This window comes from Nostoc sphaeroides, assembly GCF_003443655.1.
Taxonomy (GTDB): domain Bacteria; phylum Cyanobacteriota; class Cyanobacteriia; order Cyanobacteriales; family Nostocaceae; genus Nostoc; species Nostoc sphaeroides.
In genome coordinates, this window is sequence record NZ_CP031941.1 from 3319750 (window position 1) to 3345828 (window position 26079).

Consider the following 26079-nt stretch of genomic DNA (forward strand, 5'->3'; position numbering starts at 1 on the left):
ATTACTCAATTTTAGATTTACCTCTAGCTATTAGTGTCATTTTTTAAAATAGAACACGCGCCGATTCCCCTTTCTCCAATTGATTTTATGTGAATTGCCTACTTAAGGTAACAGGTTTATGCACAGTAATCTTCTTTTTGTGGATAGAAATCATCTTTTTCTCACGCAAATCCCCTAGTAGCCTAGTAACAGTAACACGAGTTGAACCAATTGCCTCTGCGATCGCTTGATGAGATAACTTCAGATCAATTGTGATCCCATCTGCACAAGGAACTCCAAAATCCCGACAAAGAATTAGCAAAAAACTTACCAACCTAGAACCCATATCTCGGTGAGCGAGAGTTTCAATCATCATCTCCGTTTGTAAAATGCGCGAAGACAGACCTCGCAGCATTAACATTGATAATTCTGGATTTTCCTTGAGCGCTTGCTCCACTTGTTCAATTGGTGCTGACAGTAATTCCGCAGGCGTAAATGCAACTGCATGGTAAAATCTATCCGACTTATTTCCTGTCAGCAATGACAATACACCAAAAACACTATTTTCCCGCAATAGCGCTACCGTTATTTCCTCTCCTGCCTCATACACCCTGGAAAGTTTAACAGCACCTTTCAAAAGAAAATAAACTCGTTCGGCAGGATCGCCAGGAAAAAAGATCGTTTTATTGCGTTCAAACGTTTCCACAACTGGCGGAAACGCCCCGGTCGCCATCTGACGAAATACATTTGCTAGGGCTTTATCTTGTGTCACGATCATCTCCCTTCCCCTACCCAATGCCGGAAAAACAAAAACTGATTACCTAAGAATACACCCGAAAAATGAATAAAGCACCGTCAACCTTTCTGTACTTTCCTATACTCAAACTAATCTCTTCATAACTCTTTGTTTATAATGATACATAATTGTTGATCCTTTCAGCTACAAATTGTTGATAAGTACTTCCAATAGCAGTATTAGAAAGGGTTTTTTAAAGAACAAATAAAGTTATTTTGGAAATATCTTTAGGAAAAATCAAGATTTTTGTCATAGCAAACACTCTTACCAATATTCATTTTTGCAAATCCTGTATAAAACAAAGACAAAACGTGCCTCAGATTCTAGTATGCTCCTAGATGATCGATCGCATTAACAATTTATATGCTAAATCTGACTGGAAAAAATGCTCTTGTTACAGGTATTGCCAATAACCGCTCGATCGCCTGGGGCATCGCCCAACAGCTGCATAAAGCCGGTGCAAACCTGGGTATTACCTACCTGCCCGATGAACGCGGCAAGATGGAGAAAAAAGTTGCGGAATTGGTAGAACCTCTCAACCCCAGTTTATTTCTTCCCTGTAATGTCCAAGATGAAGACCAGATTAAATCTACCTTTGAGACAATCCGCGAAAAGTGGGGGAAGCTAGACATCCTCATCCATTGTCTGGCCTTTGCCAGCAAAGACGATTTGACTGGAGATTTTAGTCAAACCTCTCGTTCTGGCTTCAACACCGCCTTAGAAATCAGTACCTACTCGCTGGTGCAGTTAAGTGGTGCAGCTAAACCTTTGATGACAGAGGGAGGTAGTATCGTCACCCTCACATATTTAGGCGGTGTTAGGGCAATCCCTAACTATAATGTCATGGGAATTGCCAAAGCTGGCTTAGAAATGAGTGTACGTTACTTGGCTGCTGAACTAGGGCCACAAAATATCCGCGTCAATGCCATCTCCGCAGGCCCCATCCGCACCTTGGCATCTTCAGCAGTGGGTGGAATTTTGGATATGATTCATCATGTAGAAGAAGTAGCTCCCCTACGACGCACCGTAACTCAGCTAGAAGTGGGTAACGCTGCCGCTTTCTTATGTAGTGATTTGTCTAGCGGTATTACCGGACAAATTCTATATGTAGATGCAGGATATGAAATTATGGGAATGTGACGCGATAAAGTTATGAGTTAGGAGTGAGGAGTTAAGAGTTAAAAATTTATAACTCATAACTCATAACTCCTAACTCCTAACTTTTAACTCTTTCCACTCTCCATGCAAACAACCAATCGCCAAGTTAATTCAAACTACGACCAGTCAACTGAAACCCCTCGGATTGCCACTGTTCACCGCACCACAGGGGAAACTGCTGTGCAAGTTACCATCAACCTGGATGGTAGAGGAACTTGCACAGCAGCAACTGGCATTCCGTTTTTAGATCACATGTTGCATCAAATTGCCTCCCACGGGCTGATTGATATAGATGTTCAAGCCAAGGGAGACTGGGAAATTGATGACCATCACACCAACGAAGATGTAGGCATTACCTTGGGCCAAGCTTTTAACCAAGCACTAGGCGACAGAAAAGGTATTGTCCGCTTTGGTAATTTTCTCGCGCCACTAGATGAAGCTTTAGTTCAGGTAGCCCTAGACTTTTCTGGACGCCCTCACCTCAGCTACGGTTTACAAATTCCTACTCAGCGTGTAGGAACCTATGACACCCAGTTAGTACGCGAATTTTTTGTGGCTTTGGTGAACCATAGCCAAATGACACTGCACATTCGGCAACTGGATGGCATTAATTCCCATCACATTATTGAAGCGACATTTAAGGCGTTTGCGAGGGCAACACGGCTGGCGGTGGAAATCGACCCTCGTCGTGCTGGTTTAATTCCCAGTTCTAAAGGCTTTCTATGAAAGGAGTCAAATGGGGCATGGGGCATGGCGCACTTGTACTGAGCGAAGTCGAAGTATTGGGCATTCAAAAAAGGCAGAGGGACGGGATGCTGCTCTGCCTTTTCCCCACTCCCCACTCCCTACTCCCCAGTTCCCAATAATTGACACACAGGTTAGTGATGGTTATTATCAGCCTATCCGGTAACTTGTAATTAGTGCCAAGCTGGTAATTAGTAATTGAACCGAGATGAAGTCTGTTGCAGATGACCCTGATTCTCAACTTAATCCGACGGACACTCCGCCAGTAGTCCTGACTTCTGAGTTGCGAAAAGTCTATCGCACTGGTTTTTGGCTAAATCAAAAAGTCGTATCTCTCAAAAACTGTTCTTTAACAGTTTATAAAGGCGAAACCTTTGGGTTGCTGGGGCCAAACGGTGCTGGTAAAACCACCCTTTTAAAATTATTGCTGGGAATTATTCGCCCTAGCTCTGGACGGGGATTATTATTGGGTAAGCCAATAGGCGATCGCACTATCAAGCAACATATCGGCTATCTGCCGGAAAATCCCTATTTGTATGACTATCTCACGGGCTGGGAATTTTTGCAGCTAGCCGCCGGGTTATTCCAAATTCCCCAAAGTGTGCAACGCCAACGCATTCCCCAACTGCTGGAATTAGTGGGTTTATCCCAAGCCGATGCCCGTAAAAAGTTGCTGCGTCGCTATTCTAAAGGAATGCTACAGCGTGTTGGTATGGCACAGGCGCTAATTAACGAGCCAGATTTGGTTTTTTTGGATGAACCGATGTCTGGTCTTGACCCTGTAGGACGCTACCAAATGCGGGAAATTATCCTGTCGCTAAAAGCTGCTGGTAAGACAATTTTTTTCAACAGCCACGTTCTTAGTGAAGTAGAACAGATTTGCGATCGCATTGCCATCCTCGCTCAAGGTGAATTAATTTGCTCTGGTTCCCTCAATGAACTCTTAGGCAGAAACAACACATATCACGTCAAAGGTCAAGGTGGTGACTGGGAAATTCTTCAAAAATGGATACCCACTCTCAGATTTGAACCAGATGGTTCCTGGCAAGGTACACTACAAGACGATTACTATGATTTTCTTGCCAGTCTTCGTCTCATGGAGGGTAAAATTATTGCCATGAATTTATCGCGTTACTCCCTAGAAGAGTTTTTTATTCAACAAATCCAAAGAAAAAATGACTCACTAAATTAGTCTTCCTGCTTATTGCCAAATACCAAATTTTGGGTTAACTTGAGGAGCAAAACCAAAGTTTATGCCTTTTTGAGTTTATCTTTCTGAAGCCAATCGGCAAAGAATTAAATTCCAATCTCTTTTTAAGGTGGTTTCTATTTATTTAATAAACTTGTTCATAATTTTGGTACTCATAGCAAATTTTAAACCGCAGTTTAAATGTCATAAAATTGACTTACACAAGAAAATTTTATTCGTGACTGCCTTGTTGATTAACAGATAATTTATTGTATCGACTGCGTTTATTTGGGGAAGTCTTAGTATTTTTTGATAATCTTTATATTCAAGTTGGCTTAACTTTAAATTAGCTTCACTAAAAATTCAAATTCAATAGACAAATTTCCTCCGGAAAATCACACTTTTCGAGGAAAATAAGAGTGTCGGGGAACTTGAATACTTAGGTATAGTCCAAATAAAAATGTTTAGACAGTACATTATTGATTGTAGTTTCATAGTCTCAGGTAAATATGCTTAATACAAGTTTGTTTAAATTCCTAACTCAGCCAGTTGTGGGTGTGGCTTTGTTAACTGCTGTCAATGCCGTTGTGCCATTTGCCCTGGTAGCTCAGGGACAACCATTACCACCAACAATACCAACACCAACAACACAAACACAATTAGATACTAATTATTCATTAGGAGGCGGCGATCGCATCCGTGTAAATGTATTTGAAGTACCTGAATATACAGGTGAATATCAAATTCCCCCAGGTGGAGCAATCAACCTACCTTTAATTGGCAGTGTGTCAGTCCTCGGTCTAACAACTGAACAGGCTGCTGACGAAATTGCTAGAAGATATGCTCGCTTCCTGAAACGTCCTTTGATCTCAGTCAATTTGTTATCGTCTCGTCCCATCAATATTTTCGTTGCTGGAGAGGTGACACGTCCAGGCGCTTACACCCTGAGCTTGAGCGGAGGCGCGGGAGACAATCCAGGCGTACAATACCCCACTGTATTAGCCGCATTGACAACAGCGCAGGGGGTAACCCTGGCTGCGGATGTGACTCAAGTTCAATTACGGCGTAAAATAGGGCGCTCCTCAGAGCAAACCGTCAGTATCAATTTGAAGGAACTCATCCAAACAGGCAGGTTATCACAGGATATTACCTTGCGGGATGGAGATACTATAGTTGTACCAACTGCAACCAACTTCAACGTGGCAGAATCCCGCAATATATTTGCATCTAACTTTGCCGCTAGCCAAACCACACCCCGCACGGTAACAATTATTGGTGAAGTCAACCGTCCCGGTTCATATCTTGTCACCTCAGGCAACACAGATGCACAGGGGGGAGGTGCAACTGCTAATAGTGGCACTGCTTCTCCCTCTGGTCTACCAAATGTGACGCGGGTAATTCAACTAGCTGGGGGAATTACAGGACAGGCTGATATTCGTAATCTCAAGTTACGCCGACCTACAAGAACCGGCTCAGAACAAGCTATAGATATCAATCTTTGGCAATTATTGCAGAGTGGTGACGCTAATCAAGATATTATCGTGCAAGACGGAGATACAATTGTTATTCCGACGGCAACTGAAATCAACCCCGCAGAAGCCACTCAATTAGCTACCACTACTTTGTCTCCTGCACGCATTCAAGTTGGTGTGGTAGGTGAAGTTAAAAAACCAGGGTTAACAGACGTTCAGCCCAATAGCTCTTTAAATCAAGCTATACTCGCTGCTGGAGGATTTAATGATGCCAGAGCTAGTAGTGATGCTGTTGATTTGATTCGCCTCAATCCTAATGGTTCTGTGACTAAACGTATAGTAAAAGTGGATTTCTCCGCTGGGATTAATGAGCAAACTAATCCCATACTCCGCAATAATGATGTTGTGGTAGTCAACCGATCTGGTTTAGCTCAGACTGGCGATACCACAAACACTATAACTGGCCCTCTAGGGGTTATTTTTAATATTCTGAGGTTGTTCGGAATCTAGTTTAAAATACGGTTGTAAATAGGGGACGTTGGTCAACCCTCTTCGTCCCCAGAATTGCACTATCTATGAATCAAGGCTCAATAGTCAAGAGTTAATATAGCGCTACTTAATCATTTGTGAGAGAAAAAAGTTGAAAAGCTTATAAATAGGTATTTTCATAAAAACAAGATGACAACTCATTATCCATGTAGGTGAAGAAATCTACCCAAGCAACCATGCTTAGACAGGTAGAGGTCTTAGGGAAAGATAAAGGCGCAATCCTAAAATTATAACCTACTGCACAATAAACTTCCAGAGAAGCAAGCTATGCAACGCGTCTCTTATTCGCAAGAAAAACTTGTAGGTTAGAATAGCTATTCTCGTACTCCTATGGGAAAGCAAGCTACGTACCGCCTCGGCCACAGGATAAGACAAGACTATAGCGTTTCTCGTTCGGATGCAATACACTTTGACCTCACTTCCATTCCTCTCTCTTAAAAGGAGAGAGGCTTTGAATTTTACGAAAGCGGCGGGAAGCTCCATCCCCAGCTGTCTGTAGAGGGATAGCCATCCCGCCGAAGAAAGTCATTAGTCATTAGTTATTAGTCATTGGTACTAATGACTAATGACTAAAAACTCCATCCCGCAAGTGGCGTGGAGTTTTTTATTCCCCTTCCCTCTCTTCTCTACGAAAGGCTTCTCTTTCAGAGACGCCAACGAGACGATGCGCGAACGAAGGGAAGGGGCTAAGGGTTAAGTGTGTATTATATGCAACTTATAGCTGCTCTACGGTACGTAACTGGCTTGCATGGAGCGATCGCTTTCTCGATAATTGTATTTTCTATCTCAATTTGAGGATCTTTTTAAGTAGTATTACTCATTTACAAATACTGTATACCTAAAATTTTCACTGAAAATTCTTAATCTGCTATTGATAGGCTTTTCAAACTTTGTTTTAGTTACTCTGATTTCTTATGATAATGATAATACTTTAGAAGGTTTAGACATGAAAAAGCGTGCTTAAAGGCTTATAGCTATTAATTGATTCTTATTATCATAAGAATTATTTAAGTAAAGTAACTAATTGATGACAGATACAGTATTTTAACTACAGATATCGCGCATACACAGTACAATGCGAATTGGAAATGACGCCATTTGTACAGTTGCTTGGTGTCCATTAATGAAGTAGTTCTGGATACTGAATCATTTTGCTTCAGTAGTTTTACTATATAGTCGCTATTTTTTGGAAGACAAGCTAAAAAGGCTTTTCAGGCATATCTACGTGGGAATTCTCAGGTAGAAACCTGATAAACGGTGTATAAACTTACAAATGGCAGTTACACGACTGTATCCAATACTGAGTTACTGACTAAGGCTAGAGCTACTGACCGTTGACGAATCAGTTTTTGCAACATACCCTATTTTTTCCCTATGATGATTCATGGTTTAGGTTTTCTCAGTTTAAGCGCATCTCTTGTACTTCCCTGGGCATTAACAGGTCTGGTTCAAGGACAGAGAATAACAGAGTCTTTAATTAAAGATGTTCGTCAGTCATCCACTGATCAAGAAATACCACTACCAAGCCGCAAGCTGATCAGCCAGGTTCCAACTGGGACAAAATATTATGTTAGTGGTAAAGGAAACGATAGAAATAGCGGACTCACTACCTCATCCGCCTTTAGGACAATTCAAAGGGCGGCAGACCTGACTAAGCCTGGGGACACGGTACTTATTATGAACGGGGTATACAATAATGCACACCCATCTGGATCGGTACTAAATATTAAACGCTCTGGAAGGGCAAATGCATGGATTACGTATAAAGCATACCCTGAACATCGACCGAAACTTCAGCACAATGGATGGCATGGAATTTGGATTATTGAAGGAGCATCATATATTGAGGTGAACGGGCTGGAGGTTGTAGGGAATAATGGCAATATAAGCCGTGCTTATGGGCTAAGTCAGAAATATAACCAATTAAACCCCTTAACGAATGGAAATTGCATCAGCATAAATGGAGAACAAAATAGTTACTCCCGCCATATACGTATTCTTAACAATAAGGTACATGATTGTGGAGGCGGAGGCATTGGAGCGACTGCAGCGGACTATATAACAATAGATAATAATGAGGTGTTCAATAATGCCTGGTACTCAGTTCACGGCTGTAGTGGCATTTCGCTGCTCAACAATTGGAATTCTGACAACAACCAAAACTATAAGATGTTTATTACCAGAAACAAGGTCTACAACAATCGAATGCTAGTTCCCTGGCTTCAGACTGGCAAGATTCAAGACGGTAATGGCATTATTATTGATCGTGGAATGAATAAGCAAAAAGGATCAAAATTGAGTCCATATCGAGGACGTACTTTGATTGCCAATAACATCTCATATAAAAATGGTGGTGGCGGCATTCATACATTCCAAAGTGAGAATATTGATATTGTCTACAACACTACTTATCTGAATAACCAGAGCCCGGAAATTTCAGGTGGACAAATCTCGATTAATGCTTCAAATAATATCAACGTTCTTAATAACATTCTTTATTCTGAGCGTGGAAAAGCGATAAACTCATCCCGTGGTCAAAACATCAGGTTTGACTACAACCTTAACGCCAATAGTCAGTTGATAAAGACTTCCGGATCTAATGATATGATTGCAAATCCACAGTTTATGAATGTTTCGGCTGGTGATTTTAGGCTGAAGTCGACGAGTCCGGCAATCAATAGTGGTATGAAGTTCAATAGTGTGACAACCGATTTTCTAGGTGGATCTCGCGTGAAGGGTTCACGATCCGATATAGGGGCATACGAAATGCAATAGTAGTTAAGAGGATGTTTTAAAAGTCCTATTGATGGAATTGGGTTGTATAGCAAAATCCTGATTTATCCAGCATTTTTGCATACAACCCATTTTTGTAATACACCATTCGTTCATTTATTAGAAAGCAAGAAAAAGTGTTGTGGTAAATAATCAGGATTTCAGCGTTTGCGAAGATAGTTAATACGTGTATTAGGCTACGCTAATGCATAGGTAATTGCGTGCTAAAGCTAGTTGTTGCTTCAAGGGCAATAAATTTTCTATATTCAATCTCCGATCAAAGCTAGATTCCTAATTTTTCCTAACTCTAATAAAAATAAAATGGGCGAACTGCAAGTTTTCACTTACATTCCCCATCTCAAGCTTGCACAGGAATTAGGTTCGTGGTTTATTAATATGTATTGGAGTAGTTACTAACCTCTGAAAGTTTTATTTTTTTGCAAGTCGCTGAAACTCTTTTGCCAACTTTGTTGGTTTAAAATATTCATGATCGTGATATAAATAACTACTAGATTCATTTTTATCAATGATTCCATTCACGACTAAGCCTAGTACGTTGTAATTGGATCTTTCTAACATCTCTTGAGCAGCGTTAGCACTGTTAGAATCAATTACCCCAGGTCGAGCCACTAACAAAATCCCGTCAGTCATTTGGCTTAAAGTCAAAGCATCGGCTGCCAAAAGGAGGGGAGGAGCATCAATAATTACAAAATCATAGTGATGTTGAGATGAGAAATTTTCAATTAATGATGCCATGCGTTTTGAGTCAAGCAAAGCAAGTGGGTTGGGAGGTCTAACCCCAGCAGTTAAGACATCAAGATTATCCATTACCTTAGATACACTAACGTCAAATTCAGCCTGACCGACAAGAACCTCACTCAAACCAACTGCATTGGTTAGCTGCCAAAGATGATGCTGAGAAGGAACTCGCATATCTGCATCAATTAGTAAAACTTTACGCCCTAGTTGAGCGATCGCTGCTGCCAAATTAGCCGAAACTGTAGACTTGCCTTCTTTAGGAACTGCGCTAGTTACCACAATAGTTTTGAGTACTTTATCTGAACTCAGGAATTTCAGATTTGCTTGAATCATTCGGTACATTTCGCTAGTTAAAGAGTAAGGCGTATCTCTGACAGCAATTTTTTGAGTTATTGATTCTAAATTTGAATGACGGGAGCGAACCTTTTTAACAGACAAAGGAACAATTCCCAGTAATGTATATCTAAATATATCTCTGACTTCCTTAAGTGTTTTTAAGGATCTATCTCTCATGCTTAAAAAGAGAACAGCTGTAGTAGCCAAAAATAAACCGAACATCACTCCTAGCAATAGAACGATAATTTTTTTGCCTGTTACTGGCTTATTTGGCACTAAAGCTGGAACAATAATCCGCGAACTCGCTGTATTTGTATTCTCAACTAACTGTAATTCTTGAACTTTTTTCAAAAGAGTTTGATATGTCGATTCTGCAACTTCAACTTTCCGTTCTAATTCCCGCTGATTTTGTGCTAACTGGGGTATGATTTTCACTCGCTGCTCGTAGGCTAAACGGGAATTAGACAGAGAGGAGAGTCTTTTAGCTAAACCAAAGCGCTGTACTTCTGACTGCAAAAAACTTTGGATCAGGTTTTGTCTGAGTTCTCCAATCTGCAATAGGTTCTGCGGAATTTGTGTTTGATTACCAACAGTCTGCCCAATTTGCTGTTGCAGGAGGGATTTTAAGCTAGCTTTCTTTGCTTCTAAGTTAATAATTACGGGGTTGTCATCTAGAAAACGGCTACGCTCAACTGCTAGCTGTCGATCGGTATCTTGAAGTTGTGTAAGAACTCCCTGCACTGCTGGCGACTGACTAAGGGCACTCACAGCGATCGCTTCCTGAGAATTTAGCTCTACTTTCTGGCGCAGTTCATTGGTTTGGGCGTTTACCTCATCCAGTTGAGCCTGAACAGTATTCATCTCACTGTCTAGATTTCCAATAGTTGCAACGGCTGACTTTGTCTCCTCTGATAGATCTGCTATCTGATGCTTCTGTTTAAATATACGTAGCGCTACTTCTGCATTATTAACAGCCTGTTGAGTTTTAGGAAGCTGCTTGGCAATAAATTGACGAGTTGCTGCTGCCTCAGAGCGATTTGTCAAAATATCATTTTCTAAATAAAGATTCATGATTGTGTTGACCACATCCGCCGATTGCTTGGGGTCACGGCTGGTATAGCTAATTCGCAATACATCTGTGCCGTTAACAATTTTCATGATCACGGCTTTCCGTAGCTTCTCTACCTCTATAGGTTTACCTTCGTCGTCTTTAAGCCCTAGTTTATCTATTGTTCGCTGCAATAGAGTAGGTGAAGAAATAACTTCTATTTGAGTGTTTATAGGATTTTGAGTTGCTAGTAGGGATTTTAAATCTCCTGCATCTCCTCCTTCAGTGTTAGTTGGCAAAAGATTGGAGCCTACTACTTTAAAAGAAGGAATTCTAAATAACAGTTTTCCTTCGGCTTCATAGGATGGCTTCATAAATTGTGTAGCTATAGCACTGAGCATAACTGTAGCTGCAAATATCGCAGTAGCAGGTAGCCACCATCGTTTTAATATCAATAAGTAACGACCAAGGTCTAAATCGATAGATTCTCTAGATTCCATAGATTTTTCTGACATAAATCTTCAAAAGTACAGGTTTTAAGCAAGAAACTAAAAATTGACTTAACTTAAGAGAATGCACAAACCACTGCAATTGACAAGACTGATCTATTTGACAATATGACAATAGTATAGACTATCTCAGTTACAAATTTAGTTTACATCTGAAATTTAAAGTGATTACTAGTTTTGCCAAATCTTATCATAAGACTCTAACAGTTTCGGAGCTTGATATTGCCACTCAACTATCTTCTCCATTCTGCGTCGCCCTTCGGCTTCTATCTCAGAAGATAATCAATTTTCTCTGGTTCGACCATGACAGTTTCTCCTAACCTAAAATACCACTCTGCTGGAGTCAGCTAGAACTTAATGTGAGAATCTAATCTTGAGACTATTAGTTTCACCATTGTGTAATTGTTAAATACTTGGTCTTTCTTTGATTAATATATGAACAAAAAAATAACAAGTTCAGGTTTGATTAATTTTACCAGATTCAAAATGCTGCCTAGCCTTCTCCTGATATGGAGTAAGCTTATTGATTTTCTTTTTACAGATTTGCACGTGTAGAAAGTTTGCTTGATAATATTGCTGATACATAAAGTGTCCATTCCAGACTATTTGGCTCTAAGAATGTAGTTTCAGTTAGATTTGAAAGAATAGTATAGGTAAAATAAACTAAGAGCCATAAATTTTGAGATGTTTGATTCCACCGGATTAAATATACCGCTCTTAATAAATTAATAACGAACCCAATTCCAAAAACAATAAGTCCTAATAGACCCAACTCTAGCCAGAGATCCAGAAAACCATTGTGAGCATTAGGAGCTTTCCATTGTACCGTTTGTACAATAAGAGAAGACTCACTACTATTCTCCCAGAATGCTCCATAGCCATATCCTAGCCACGGCCTTTTCGCAATCATCTGCAACACAGCAGGCCATAGTTCTGCACGTCCAGTGAGTGTTGTGTCCTTACCTACTGTGCCTAGAATTGTATCAGCGTGTGAGACAAACAAAGTATAGAAAGCTATACCAAATGTTGCCAGGAACGTGACCACAGGTATCATTACTTTATACTTTAAATTTAAAATTCGATAATATATAAGAAAAGCAGCCGTAATAATTATAAAGTTACCTAGAGATGTTGTGGATTTTGATAATAATACAAGTAACCCAGAAACAACATAGCCAAACCATAAAATCCAGCGATTTTTTCGAGTAGTCATGGCAAGGAAGAAAAATATTGCTCCACTAAGCAAAAATCTCATGCCAAGAACATTCTTCTGGTGGTATATTCCTCGCCAAGCTGTTGAATCTCCAGCGCTTCCTATAGCGTACTGTGGAAATATTACAGCAAATAAAATACACATAAATGCTGAGATCCCAAGCATGTATGCACATAACTTCAGTTGTTCTTTTAAGGTATAGCGTGAGGCTAAATAAACCCCAAAGAACATTGTTCCTGCCAGACCTAAAATACGACGTAGAGTAGTATCTGAATCTAAAGACCAAAAGCTAGAAAGTATACAAACTCCGAGCAATATCCAAATAAATTTATCTTTACTAAAGACGTAACTAGCCTTCTTCCAACGTAGAGTAATTAAGGAAAGGCCAACTATATACGTACAAGTGAAAAGCAATCGCGCTATGAGTCTATCACCTTCTTTGAGGGTAAAGCCATTGGTCATCAACGGTTCTAGTGGAGTTCCTGAATAGATCATCAAACAAATTATTGTAACTATTTCTTCGGCGGAAATTAAAAATTTTCTCATTTTTTATCAATTGTATATATATTAAACAAGTTACAAAATTGTGATGACTACTCCTTCTGAATTTGAAAAAATGTTTTACTATCTCTATTCACTCACTTTTGATGAAAGCGCTGTCTTTTTTGAATGGACATTTTTTCATTAAACCCGAAGACAGAAGTAACCTAAATTTAAACGCATATAATTTAACTACAGAAGTTTTGTACCTCGCGCTATGGCTAAAACTCGCTTTTTTTGTAGTCTTTAAATTCACGCTTCCAGGTTTTTTGTCATTCTTTTTATCTTCTGCCTTCTGCCTTTCTTTGTGTGAAGAACCTCTTATTTTTTGAACTTATTGGTCAAAATAGAGCTAACTTTCTGCCTTAACTGCTGAGGGAACAGCCACATAATTAAGTACAAGCATATATCAATTGGGCGGGGCTTGCCGCAGCGTATAGCTTCCCACAACAAAGGAAAAAAGGCTTTCCAATCACCTACTGAGGACGCAGAAGGCGTGATCATTGTTGCAATGAAGCCTGAATAAGCCTTTGGTGTTACTAAATTGCGGGTAGCACGAATCCAATCCAAGGAATATTGCCAGTCGTTGATGTTGCTTAAGCGCTTAATTCCCATTTCTGAATGCCAGATCGCCATAGGCTCAGGCACAAACTCTACTCCTACACCTTCCATAGCAGTAACCCGAAGCAACCATTCCCAATCCTCATGTCTGTAAAATTTTTCTTCCAGAGGCATTTTTTGCATTAACTCTTTTTGTACGAAAATAGTTGAGGTTTGTATGCAGCCCTCTTCTTTAAAAAAGGAGTTACGTGCAAAAAGATATTCGCTTAGAGGTTCAGAGAGGTTAGGTAGCCTTGTCGGACGAATAAACTCACCTTTTGGAGTCTGGGAAATAAAACGACTGGCGACAACCGGAAAATCATAATGGGAATTGTTTGCTACTTCAAGTTGACGCTCCAATTTTTCTGGAAGCCATTCATCATCATCATCTAAAAAGGCTATCCAAGTGCCTTTCGCTTCTCTCACACCAGCATTTCTAGCCCCTGATGGCCCAATATTTTTTGATAGTTCTATCACTCTCAATCTTGGCTCGGCTATCTGAGATAGTACATTGACTGTTTCCTGATCGGGTCCGTCTATTATTACAATCACTTCAATTGATTGTAGCGTTTGAGCTAATGCAGTTCTGACACCTCTGGCAACAATTTGTGGTCTATTGCGGGTAGGAATCACGACGCTGACTATTATTTGGTTACTTTCATTTAGCATTGCTAATTTTTTGCTTGTTGGTTTTGTTGCTTGAAGGGATTCAATATTCATGGCTTTGGTTATCTTAAATTATGCAAAATTTACTGTTTTATAAGCAGGGTGAGTCATTAAAAGTTCATCCTTATTTTTACAATTTTTTCCCTGACAACATTAATTCCGCCTAAAGCATGAATACTCAGAAAAATAATAAATAAAATATAGAAGGGAATTGCAATAATCAAAGTGAATAAAAAGTCTAAATTTATTTTTTTTAAAATTAAGAATACAATTAGCATCAAAGTGCTTATGATAAGAGGACGGCGAATAACTCGCCATAATTTTAATGGAAATAGGAGAGTATAAGTGAAGTAAACATACTGGCTAAATGCAAGAGTAGTCATTAGCAATGCCATTATACCTGCACCTACTAACTGATATCGCGAAACTAATACTACACCTGCCAAGCTTCCTAATGTAGTTGTAATAACCACTTCACGCAGGTTTACCATCTCAAAATGATTGGCTACAAGTAGAGAGCATAGTGTGCGTGTGAAGGGCAGTATAATCAGTGATATAGCACTTATACTAAGAGCTAAACTTCCTTGAGCAAAGCTAGAACCATAAATAAAAATCAGTAAGTCTTTACCAAAAAATAACAATCCAAGGAATAAGGGTAATCCCATAAATAGTAAAATTTCAATAAAGCTTTCAGCTATCTTCTGCTGCTTTTCTCGTCCTTGATCTATTACTTTTGAGAGTCTCGGAAACATTGCTACAGTTATACTGTTGGCAATAATTAAATATGGTTGTAGCAGTTGAACTATTGCACCAAAAAGACCTACTAAAAACTCATTTCCTAACAATGAAAGAATCAGTATTTCAATTCTACTACTGACTACAGCTATTGCTTCAATAGCAAAAAATGTCCGCGCACTTTTAATTGTAGTCCATATAAAATGTTTATCAATCTGCCATTCTATTTTGACGAACTGTGCGATCAGAATCCATTCAATTATCAGAATTAATGTTTCCGAGAAAAATAGTATCGCTCCCAGAGATTCAATTCCATACTTCAGTTGCATCGCCCAGATCATTATTATTAGGCGTAGTACATACACTGGGACTGTAGCGATCGCAATCAAATGCATCTTTTCTTTAGCTTGGAAAATTGCCTCTGTTACGTTGGAAAGAGCAAAGGGAATGATCGTTAAGCCCATTATGTAGCAAGTAGTCGAGGTTTTGGAACTATAGGGAAGTAAAAATACTACAATCACCAACGCCCCATAAGTAAGCAAACTAAATATTAATTGCAGCCAAGTACCACTCATCAAATAAATTGATGTTTTTTGTGGTTCACGGGCTAGTTCTCTTGTAAATAATATCTTTAGTCCTTGTGAAGCAATGCCCACAAAGATAAAGTAGTAGGTATAGGCTAGTAGATACTGGCCTATAGCTTCAGCTCCTAGATTACGAGCAATAGCAGCGGTTAATACAAAAGCTGTTATGCTTTGCGCTAACCGATTGGCTATCATTGAGAGGGAATTACTTATGAATTTGTACTTTTCTACCATTCTTAAATTATTAATTCACCTTAATTCACTCATTTTGAATTGCCAATACCTGTATATCTCATAACTGGACTTTTTTTGGGATATATCGTTAGAACCTTTTCTAGCTTTTCCATACATACCAGTCAAAGCATAAAATGCATTTTCATTACATTTTTGTTTGCTTTCGATAATCGCACGCTTGAGCGTGCTACTCAGTGCCAAAATTTCCGTTATATTAACAAAAACAAAGACTCTGAGTAGTAAATGGAAGACTTTTTATTGCCCTTAAGTAGGTAGTTAATCACTCAGCAAAGTAGAAAATTTAAATTTAATGCGTGAGAAACAGAAACTCTACTGAAAACTGCAATAATTATATCAATATGTAAATACTATAATTATTGCTGTCCGTGATGATTTTGCTTAGTAAGCACCTTCTTTTTTCAAAACTACCATAACTGTTTTGAGGAGAATTTCAAAGTCTAAGCGAAGCGACCAATTTTCGATGTAGTTAAGATCAAGATTTATCACTTGTTCAAAATCTAAAATATCCGAGCGACCTGAGACTTGCCAAAGACCTGTAATACCAGGTAAAACTTCATGGCGAATAAAATGATGTTCAGAAAACTTATCTACATCTCTAGTAGGTAAAGGGCGAGGTCCTACTATACTCATTTCTCCAAAGATAACGTTAAAAAGTTGAGGTAATTCGTCTAAGCTGTAACGTCGAAGGAATTTTCCAACACGGGTAATGCGAGGATCGTCTTTAATTTTAAAGATAATCCCATCTTTCGTTTCATTTAATGCTTCTAATTCTTTCTGGAATTTTTCTGCATCAGACCTCATAGTTCTGAATTTCCATACTTTAAACTGTTGCCCATGTAAACCTATGCGGGTTTGTCTGTAAAATACTGTGCCGGGAGAGTCCAGTTTTATAGCTATAGCTATAGCTATATAAATAGGGAATGATAACATTACAAATAAAGTCGCAAACAAAAAATCAGAACTGCGCTTTATCCAAAAATCTTTCCCTGTAATTATCGGACAATCCAAACTCAGACAAGGCATTCCTCCTATTTTATTAAATTCTATGTTTTTATAAATTGGTTTTAATTCCATCGGTAAGATATGTACTTGGATGCCCGATGCTTGAAATAACCAGCATAAAAACATTCTATTTTTTAGAGCATCCCAAGATATAAAAACTTCTGTTACACCTAATTCATTGAGTTGATTCAATGTTTGTTGACGTTTATATCTATCTAATGAATTAGCATGAGCTGTTCCAGATACAATATAATGCTTTTCTTTTTTTATAAAGCTAGCTATCTGCTCATGGTCTTGAGGATCGCAAATAATGAAGACAGAAGAACGAACTATTTTTTTCTGCTTACGCAAGTATTCTAAGGTAATATTTATAGCGTACCTACCAGTACAAATAAATAATATACTTAGCAACCAAGATAATAATATTATTCTTGGGCGTGTAACATCAATAACTGGCTTATATAAAAAGGAAATTAGGAGGATTAATCCATGAGCAAAAGTTAACGATTTTATAATATTGAGATAGTCATAGCGTTTTTGACCTTCTCGATAAATACCCTCGATAGCTAATGAGCCTATTTGAATGCCAATGGTTATTAAAATCGGCAAATAATGACTCTGTATATACGAAGTAAAATGCTCATCATAAGATTGATATCCAGCTAAAACCCAAGCCAATAATAAAAGACTAGAGTCTACTAGAAATAATGTTGTTAATCTCAACCACCACGAACCCTTGCGTACCCTGGCAAATGAAGATGCACGTAAATCTAAAGGCACTTCACTGAATTTACTTGTTGTAATGCTTTGATTACTCATAGTTAGAAACACCTGGTGTAGTTAAAATTTGATGGAAAACTATTTTAAGACAAGTGGGGGATCTCACATTTTTCTTTCAAAGAAACCTGGACTTGATAGTCTACTAGTAACCATTTTCTTCGCACTAACTTTAAATTCTTGATCAAAAGCATCTTCCAAGGTGGGTTTTAGTGCAGTTACTACCCAGATCCTTAGCTTTTGGTACAGGGTAGAATCCGGTTTAGCCTGGAAATTTTGAGCTTTGATGCCAAAAAAGGGTTTTTTGGTGAGTTAACTTAATAGTTGAATAAAATTTCTGACGTAAATAATCAAGTAGGTCAGGTAAAAATATTAGGAAGGATTTTTAAGGTGCGTAACAGTTGAACTGAGTTACTACAGTTCCATTGCAGATTTCCACTTCTATGAGACAATGATATCTCTTCGGGAATTACTGTAGCATGTTTAGCTAGACTAATTCAGCTTTGCTTAGAAGTTGTCTGTTTGTTTACGCATGATTACTGATTAACAAAACTTACACACATAACGTATAACAAAATGCATCAAAAATTTGATTTTCGTTACAAAACTTTACATATCTTCCTATTGTGGTTGAGCTTGAGTGAGTTTTATGGGCATCTCTCGATAATTGGTCATTATAATAAGTAATATCAACAGTGTTTGATATCTGTAAGTCCTGTCATATCTGCATTATAAACATTTTTACTTAGAGGCTATTTATAAAGTAAATCTAAAGGAGACCCATCAGATAAAAAGCCAACGATAAAATACTGTTTGTACAGTATATTTACATAGGAAACAATGAGACGAAAGTCTTATTCTACAGACCTTAATGACTCAGAATGGGCAATTCTAGCTCCTTTGATTCCTCCAGCTAAATCCGGTGGACATCCTCGAACAACTGATATGCCAGAAGTATGTAACGCCATCTACTACCACCTGAAAACGGGTTGTCAATGGGATATGCAACGAGCGAGACTTTGCTCCCAGTTCAACTGTTTACAACTACTATCGCAAATGGCAAAAACGAGGTATCTGGGAGCAAATGAATCATACTTTGCGTGACCAAGTTCGTCAAAAAATAGGAAAATCAACTCAACCCACTGCGATCGCCGCAGACAGCCAGTCGGTAAAAACGACTGAAAAAAGGGGGATGTGTACGGCTTTGATGGCGGTAAAAAGGTAAAAGGAAGAAAGCGGCAGACTTTAGTTGATAGCTTGGGATTGTTGTTGAAAGTGGTCGTAAGTGAAGCAAATGCCCCAGAACGAGTACTTGCTGCCTATGCTTTGATGGAACTGTTAGAGGAACGTCCAGAATTACTGGAAAAAGTTGAAGTTTTATGGGTTGATTCTGGCTATGACGGTGATAAATTTGCGCTTTGTGTCTGGTTGATGATTCAAGCTCATGTTGAGGTAATGCGGCGTACTGAGCAAGAATTTCAGGTTTTGCCCAAACGTTGGGTAGTAGAAAGAACATTTGGGTGGCTGAATCAGTACCGTCGTCTCAGTAAGGATTATGAACGTCTTCCAGAAATGAGTGAAGCTGCTATCTATGCTGTCATGACTCGTATCATGTTGCGTCGTCTTGTTGTCTAAAGATTTACTTTATAAATGCTCTCTTACTGACAGAGAAGCATTTTTTTGTCTTTACACTATTTTTACATTTGAATAAACACAATGAAGATTCGGTAATAATTATTTTTTACTTCAGCAAATTTTCGTAAAAAAAGATAAAGTCTTTTCAGTTATTGTATTTAAACCATATAGTTATACAAAAAAGCAAAAAAAGATTTGTAAAGTAAACGTCAAGCCGGAAATTAAATGCTTCTCCCTGATACCTCAACAATTTAATCACGCTATTTTTTAAATTTAAATGCATTTTTAAAGTTTTAGCTAAGAATAAAATATTTGGGAAAAACTTGGTAATTTTTATGTTGAATAAAATCGAATAGTTAGAGTTTTAAGTATCAATTATATTTGAATATGCGTATAATAATTAGCCTGGGTAGTGCAAGCCAGAAGCCTTTCGTACACTGGACTGCTATAGAAGCCTAGCTAGACTTCGATCCTGAGGGAATTTATTAATGTGCGGTTTAGCAGAGAATTTTGTATAAAAACATTTACAATAAATAATAAATTAAAACAATGGTATTTGTTGATGGAGTTGATATATATAAAATGCAGATAAATAGCCAGACTCCAGAGTATAAGCAAAATATTCAGTTAAATACCCTAACTCACATTATCGGCACTCAAGTTCTAGAAGCATGTAATGACACTCAAGTAGTTGATCACGATCTGTGCATTCATGAGATGTTTGAGAGGCAAGTAGAGCGATCGCCTCAAGCAATTGCTGTAGTATTTGAAGATATACAACTTACTTATGAACAGTTAAATAAGCGGGCGAATCAACTAGCGCATCACTTACGTAGTTTGGGAGTTGGGCCTGAAGTCCTTGTGGGAATTTGCCTGGAGCGCTCTTTGGAGATGATCGTAGGAATACTGGCTATTCTCAAAGCTGGAGGCGCTTATGTGCCTTTAGATCCGGCATATCCCCCAGAGCGTTTAGCGTTCATCTTATCAGATACCCAGACACCAGTATTGTTGACCCAAGAGAAATTGGTCAATAACTTACCACCGCATCAGGCGCAAGTGGTTTGTCTAGATTCAAATTGGCAAAGTGACACCCAAAACAGTCAAGAAAATCCTGTAAATCAAACGACAGTTGATAACCTGATCTATGTAATCTACACATCTGGTTCTACAGGACAGCCAAAGGGTGTAATGATCCCTCATCGTGGTATCTGCAATCAACTATACTGGCGGCAAACAAACTTTAGATTAACTCCAGCAGATAAAGTTTTACTGACTATCTCTTTCAGCTTCGACCCCTCAGTGTGGCAGATATTCTGGCCATTGTGCTTTGGGGGGCAATTGATCCTGGCTCGCCCTGGTGGACAGCAAGACACTGCTTACCTAGTGAAGGTGATTATTGAGCAGCAAATCACTGTCTTGGCTTTAGTACCTTCTATACTGCGTGTTTTACTAGAAGAGAAGGGAATTGAGAATTGCCGATTTCTTAGGCATATTACCTGCGGTGGTGAAGCTTTACCTAGCGAACTCATAGAACGCTTCTTTGCCCAACTGAATTTGGACAATGTTTTCCATAATTGCTATGGCCCGACAGAAGCTTCTATTGATGCCACTTTTTGGACTTGTCAGCGCGGTAATAATTATACCATTGCTCCTATTGGTCGCCCTATTACTAATGCAGAGATTTACATCCTTGATGAAAATTTACAGCCTGTGGCTGTTGGTGAATCAGGTGAACTGCACATTGGCGGGATTGGTCTAGCGCGAGGCTATCTTAACCGTCCAGAATTAACCACAGAGAAGTTCATTTTCAACCCTTTTAGCTCTGAAGTTGGGGCACGTCTTTACAAAACTGGAGATTTGGCACGTTTTTTACCAGACGGTAATATCGAGTTCCTTGGTCGTATTGACTACCAAGTGAAAATTCGTGGCTTCCGAATTGAATTGGGAGAAATTGAAGCGATATTAGGTCAACATCCGGCACTGACACAGACTCTAGTCATAGCGAGAGAGGATGTTCCTGGTGACAAACAACTAGTAGCATATATTGTTGCCAACCCAGAGCAAATTCCTAGTCCGGTTGAATTGCGTCGCTTTTTGCAAGGTCGGTTACCTGAATATATGGTGCCTGCCTCCTTTGTATTTTTGGACAACCTGCCATTAAACCCCAACGGCAAAATAGACCGCCGCGCTTTACCTGCACCGCATATATCTGACCTTGGTCTGTCAACTAACTTTGTCCCACCACAGAATGCTACAGAAGAAGTCTTAGCTAACATCTGGGTAAAAGTTTTGCGTTTGGAACAAGTAGGCATTTACGACAATTTTTTTGAGTTGGGAGGCCATTCACTGCTGGCGACTCAAGTCATGTCTAGGGTTCGCCAAGCCTTTCAAATAGAAATGCCGTTGCAAATCCTATTTGAGAATCCAACGATCGCTAGTTTAGCTCAAGCGATCGCTCAAACCCAGACTCAAGAAAATCATCCTCAAAACCAGACAATTCCCCCAATAGCCAACCGCGAGTCAATTCCTTTATCCTTTGCCCAGCAGCGAGTGTGGTTTTTGGAGCAGTTGGAACCTAATAGCCCAGCTTATATCATCTCCAATGCACTGCGCTTAACGGGCGAGTTCAGGGCGAGTATATTACAACAGGCACTAAATGCGATCGTTATCCATCACGAAGCATTGCGAACAAACTTTATTACATCACCGGATGGTAGCCCCATACAAGTTATTGGCAAGCCCCGGCCAGTTGAACTCAAGATAATTAAAGTAACACAGGAGCAGGTACAATCTCTACTAAATCAAGAGGCGAAACGCCCCTTTAACTTAGAATCTGACTTAATGTTGCGGGCTTGCTTGCTCCAGATAGACGAACAGGAGCAGATACTTTTGTTGGTGATGCACCACATCGCTTCCGATGGCTGGTCAATGGGTATTCTCTGGCAGCAGTTAGCATCTCTTTATGAAGCCTTGTTGAGCGGTAAGCCTTCTCCTTTAGCAAAATTACCCATTCAGTATGCCGATTTTGCTGTCTGGCAGCACCAATGGCTATCGGGTGAAGTCCTCTCCAGTGAAATAAACTACTGGAAAACCCAGTTATCAGGTGCTAATACTGTACTAGAATTGCCTACCGACCGCCCACGGCCACCAGTGCAAACTTACCAAGGGGCAGCCCAATCCTTAATCCTACCGCAGACTCTGAGTGCATCGCTCATAGAACTTTCGCGTCAGGAAGGTGTCACCCTATTTATGACCTTGCTGGCGGCCTTTGGGACAATCCTGCACCGTTACAGTGGGCAAGAAGACATTCTCATTGGTTCTCCCATTGCTGGACGTAACCGTTCTGAAATTGAAGGGTTAATTGGATTTTTTATTAATACCGTCGTTTTACGGGCTGATTTTTCCGACAACCCTAGTTTTCGTTCAGTGTTGAATCGAGTTCGCCAGATGGCATTAGGTGCTTATGCCCATCAAGATATGCCCTTCGAGAAGCTGGTAGAAGAACTGCAACCAGAGCGAGATACCAGCCGGAACCCACTGTTTCAAGTGTGGTTTAATATGCTCAATTTCAAGGATATCCAACTAGAACTACCTGGGGTGGCGATAGAACCAGTTTCGATGTTAGAAACAGCTTCTAAGTTCGACTTAACCTTGTATGTAACAGAAAAAAACCAGGGAATCCAACTTGATTTAGTCTACAACACCGATCTGTTTGCTTCAGAGCGGATGATGGAAATGCTGCATCAATTTCATCATTTGTTGAATCAAATTGTTGCTGCAACGGAATGCCAGATTAGTTTGTATTCTCTGGTGACACCAAAAGCACAAATTTTGCTGCCAGAACCAAGGGCGGTTTTGCCAGAACCAGGGTACGAATTGGTAACAACAATGTTTACCTCTTGGGTAAATCGTACCCCAGAACATTCGGCACTCCGTCAAGGATCTCGCATTTGGAATTATGGGGAATTGGGCAAAAGCGCTCAAGCTTTAGCGGGGGTGATGTTGGTTCATGGAGTCCAACGGGGAGATGTTGTAGCCGTGTTCGGGACACGAAGCTTTGGACTGATTGCGAGTATGAACGCTGTACTTTTGAGTGGCGGTGTTCTGCTGACTCTCGATCCGAAACTTCCTAGCGATCGCCACCTGCTCATGTTAAAGGAAGCTAAAGCTAAATATATATTACACATCGATAGTCAGCGTCCAGAAGACAAAGAAATATACAATTCTTTAATTATCATCCGTGTAAACCCAGACACAGGGGAAGCGATAAATCCACCCCAGGACAGCAGTGAAGCAATAAAATTGCCTGAAATCACTGCCGATGATCCAGCTTATATTTTCTTTACTTCTGGCACCACTGGTATACCTAAGGGGGTGCTGGGATGTCACAAAGGGCTGGCGCATTTTCTCAACTGGCAGAGGCAGACATTTGAAATTGGTCAGCAAGACCGGGTAGCCCAATTGACAGGTCTTTCCTTTGATGTAGTTCTCAGAGACATCTTCTTACCCTTGACTAGTGGTGCAACCCTGTGTTTGCCAGAAGAAGGGCATAACCTGGAACCAACTAAAATTCTGAATTACTTGGAACATGAGCAAATTTCTGTGCTGCATACAGTTCCATCGCTGGCGCAATCATGGTTAGCCAATGTGCCGTCAGGAGTCTATCTACGTAACTTACGCTGGTTGTTCTTGGCTGGAGAACCTCTCAAGGAGACACTTATATATAGGTGGCGGGATGCTTTTCCAGAATCAGGTGAAATTGTTAATCTCTATGGCCCGACAGAGACAACTTTGGCGAAGTGTTATTACAAAATACCTGTGGAGTGTACACCAGGGATACAGCCAGTAGGATTGCCGCTTCCTGAAACTCAAGCACTAGTTTTAACAGCAAATAACCAACTCTGTGGCATTGGTGAACCAGGCGAGATCGTTATGAGAACGCCATTCCGCACTTTGGGTTACATAAATGCTCAACAAGAAAACCGTTCTCGGTTTGTGAAAAACCTCTTTCGGAATGACGAACGAGATTGGCTTTATTATACAGGCGATCGCGGTTGTTATCGTCCAGATGGCTCTCTAGAAATTCTCGGTCGCCGAGATCATCAAGTTAAAATCCGTGGGATACGCATTGAGCTAGGGGAAATTGAGACGGTATTAGCCCAGCACCCGCATGTACTCCAAACCGTAGTAATTGCCCGTGAAGATGTTCCTGGGGATCAACGTTTAGTGGCTTACATTATCCCGAATCAAGACTGGGCATCTACAATTACTGACATACGTAGCTTTCTTTTGACAAAGCTGCCTCAGTATATGCTCCCTTCAGCTTTCGTCTTGCTGGACACCATGCCCTTAACCCCCAACGGCAAGGTAAACCGTCGAGCCTTACCAGCACCCGACTTATCAAGGCAAGAATCGGAAGCCACCTTTGTTGCTCCCCGTAATGAAGTGGAACGCCAGCTAATAAAGATTTGGGAACAAACTTTAGGTGTCCATCCCATTGGCGTCAAGGATAACTTCTTTGAGCTAGGAGGACATTCCATATTAGCAGTAAAACTATTTTGGCAAATTGAGAAGACATTTCATAAAAATCTGCCTCTTGCCATTCTCTTCCAGTCAGGAACTGTAGAGGCTTTAGCCAAAATAATCTGCCAAGATGATTTAGCAGCAAACAAAACTTTAGTAAATACCTTAGACAAATCAAGAACTACTTGGTCATCTCTGGTAGAAATTCAACCCAATGGTTCCAAGCCACCTTTTTTCTGTATTCACGGACTGGGTGGAGAAGTCTTGTGTTTCCGTGAATTGGCACAGCATTTGGGGCCAAACCAACCATTCTACGGACTACAACCACAAGGGCTAGATGGAAAACATCCTTTCCATACACGGGTTGAAGACATGGCAACTCACTACATTCAAGAAATCCAGACCCTTCAGCCCAATGGCCCTTATTTTCTGGGAGGTTATTCTTTTGGGGGTGTAGTTGCTTTCGAGATGGCTAGGCAACTGCGAGAGCAAGGCGAACAAGTTGGTATTCTAGTTGTGCTTGATAGTTGCCGTCCAGGTTATAGCTGGCGGGCGTCATTGTTCAGGCGATTTTTCTTGCATTTAAATAATATCGTTCAACAAGGGCCAGCCTACCTTTGGCAAAGGGTTATGAGATGGAGTTATTGGCGTAAGTCTCTTCTTCAAAATACATATAACCGTTACCTGGAAGTGGCACTAGATATACCTATAAGTGATAAGCATTTAAAGATTATAGATGCTAACACTCAAGCCGTTAGTGAATATATTTTCCCGGTTTACCCTGATCGAGTTATCCTCTTGCGAACAGAGGATCAAAATCGGGACGAAGCTATAGGCACAGAATACGATCCTCAATTTGGCTGGGGCGAAGTAGTTGCTGGAGGATTAGATATCCATTATGTTCCCGGATCTCACCTTGGACTACTTAATGAGCCGCATGTACAGGTGTTAGCCGAAACATTGAGAAATTGCTTAATCCAAGCGCAGTCTCCAAAGAATTAATCTAACAACCCCCTAATTTTGCAAAAGAAGTCAACCAATTTTGGATTTAGGATTTAGGATTTAGGACTTACGCACTGTACAAATGAATTATCTTATGTATTAACGTAAATAGGTTGTTTCAGGCCTTTACAAACTATCCTTTGTTAGCCGCGATCGCAAAAAGATAGTTGAAAAATCTGGTTAAAAGCCTTGAAAAGCATACCTGTCATTTCGGCTTTCCTGTCAATGCGTAAGTA

12 protein-coding genes and 1 pseudogene are annotated in these 26079 nt (G+C 39.9%); 7 read left to right on the forward strand and 6 right to left on the reverse strand.

Annotation, left to right across the window (positions count from 1 at the left end; genetic code table 11):
* Positions 1 to 85 precede the first annotated feature (85 nt).
* Positions 86 to 757: a global nitrogen regulator NtcA gene (gene ntcA, locus D1367_RS14640; RefSeq protein WP_017652326.1), complete on the reverse strand. Its 672-nt coding sequence runs from the start codon at positions 755 to 757 to the stop codon at positions 86 to 88.
* Between the two features lie 381 nt (positions 758 to 1138).
* Here ntcA and fabI point away from each other — a divergent pair, with 381 nt between their 5' ends.
* The 5 genes from fabI to D1367_RS14665 all read left to right on the forward strand — a co-directional run bounded on the left by fabI (position 1139) and on the right by D1367_RS14665 (position 8662).
* Complete coding sequence (gene fabI / locus D1367_RS14645) at positions 1139 to 1915, forward strand: enoyl-ACP reductase FabI (protein ID WP_118167093.1); 777 nt, start codon at positions 1139 to 1141, stop codon at positions 1913 to 1915.
* Between the two features lie 102 nt (positions 1916 to 2017).
* Positions 2018 to 2659 carry an imidazoleglycerol-phosphate dehydratase HisB gene (gene hisB / locus D1367_RS14650; RefSeq protein WP_118167094.1) on the forward strand — a complete coding sequence of 214 codons (642 nt, stop codon included), beginning with the start codon at positions 2018 to 2020 and terminating at the stop codon, positions 2657 to 2659.
* 226 nt (positions 2660 to 2885) lie between these two features.
* A complete protein-coding gene (locus D1367_RS14655) occupies positions 2886 to 3869 on the forward strand; it encodes an ABC transporter ATP-binding protein (RefSeq protein WP_118167095.1) in 984 nt (327 codons plus the stop codon).
* A 506-nt stretch (positions 3870 to 4375) separates the two neighbouring features.
* The gene (locus D1367_RS14660; RefSeq protein WP_118167096.1) at positions 4376 to 5848 is read left to right on the forward strand and encodes a polysaccharide biosynthesis/export family protein; all 1473 of its coding nucleotides are present in this window, start codon (positions 4376 to 4378) and stop codon (positions 5846 to 5848) included.
* A 1413-nt stretch (positions 5849 to 7261) separates the two neighbouring features.
* Complete coding sequence (locus tag D1367_RS14665) at positions 7262 to 8662, forward strand: choice-of-anchor Q domain-containing protein (protein ID WP_225892243.1); 1401 nt, start codon at positions 7262 to 7264, stop codon at positions 8660 to 8662.
* Positions 8663 to 9088: 426 nt separating this feature from the next.
* Here D1367_RS14665 and D1367_RS14670 read toward each other — a convergent pair whose 3' ends face one another.
* From D1367_RS14670 to D1367_RS14690, 5 genes are all read right to left on the reverse strand, one after another.
* On the reverse strand, positions 9089 to 11317 hold the full coding sequence (locus D1367_RS14670; protein ID WP_118167097.1) for a GumC family protein: 2229 nt from the start codon (positions 11315 to 11317) through the stop codon (positions 9089 to 9091).
* 529 nt (positions 11318 to 11846) lie between these two features.
* A complete protein-coding gene (locus tag D1367_RS14675) occupies positions 11847 to 13070 on the reverse strand; it encodes an O-antigen ligase family protein (protein ID WP_118167098.1) in 1224 nt (407 codons plus the stop codon).
* Positions 13071 to 13385: 315 nt separating this feature from the next.
* On the reverse strand, positions 13386 to 14384 hold the full coding sequence (locus tag D1367_RS14680) for a glycosyltransferase family 2 protein (protein WP_244944941.1): 999 nt from the start codon (positions 14382 to 14384) through the stop codon (positions 13386 to 13388).
* A 56-nt stretch (positions 14385 to 14440) separates the two neighbouring features.
* Entirely contained in the window at positions 14441 to 15883 is a 1443-nt protein-coding gene (locus tag D1367_RS14685; RefSeq protein ID WP_118167099.1) for an oligosaccharide flippase family protein, read from the reverse strand.
* A 399-nt stretch (positions 15884 to 16282) separates the two neighbouring features.
* Positions 16283 to 17725: a sugar transferase gene (locus D1367_RS14690; RefSeq protein WP_181984840.1), complete on the reverse strand. Its 1443-nt coding sequence runs from the start codon at positions 17723 to 17725 to the stop codon at positions 16283 to 16285.
* A gap of 798 nt (positions 17726 to 18523) precedes the next feature.
* On the opposite strand from D1367_RS14690, the pseudogene D1367_RS14695 reads away from it, so the two are divergent.
* A pseudogene (locus D1367_RS14695) lies at positions 18524 to 19318 on the forward strand (IS5 family transposase).
* A 549-nt stretch (positions 19319 to 19867) separates the two neighbouring features.
* The gene (locus D1367_RS14700; RefSeq protein ID WP_228674866.1) at positions 19868 to 25843 is read left to right on the forward strand and encodes an amino acid adenylation domain-containing protein; all 5976 of its coding nucleotides are present in this window, start codon (positions 19868 to 19870) and stop codon (positions 25841 to 25843) included.
* The last annotated feature ends 236 nt before the right edge of the window (positions 25844 to 26079 follow it).